Genomic DNA, 230 nt, shown 5'->3' with positions numbered 1-230 from the left:
CCTTTACAGCTGCTGTTATTATCAATCCATGTTACTTCAACACCACTACGCTGAATAATGTCTAGAGCATTTTCTTGACTACTAGCAAGCCGAGAATCATATTCTTTGCGGTTCAGTCGTGAAAACATACAGGGGACTGAAATAGCCGTTGCCGTTCCACACGATGAAACATCACTAAAATACTTTACGCCTAACTTGGGAGTATAAGTATTCGTTGCTCTACTATAGCC

Annotated in this window: 1 protein-coding gene; it reads right to left on the bottom strand. The window is 40.9% G+C overall.

Annotated features, from left to right (window positions below):
• A partial coding sequence (locus AAEY57_RS21305; RefSeq protein WP_350608819.1) for a sulfatase-like hydrolase/transferase occupies positions 1-230 on the bottom strand: 230 nt, incomplete at both ends.

The sequence above is a fragment of the Pseudoalteromonas sp. MER144-MNA-CIBAN-0113 genome, from assembly GCF_040308965.1.
GTDB lineage: Bacteria > Pseudomonadota > Gammaproteobacteria > Enterobacterales > Alteromonadaceae > Pseudoalteromonas > Pseudoalteromonas tetraodonis.
This window is presented reverse-complemented; position numbering and strand designations above follow the sequence as displayed.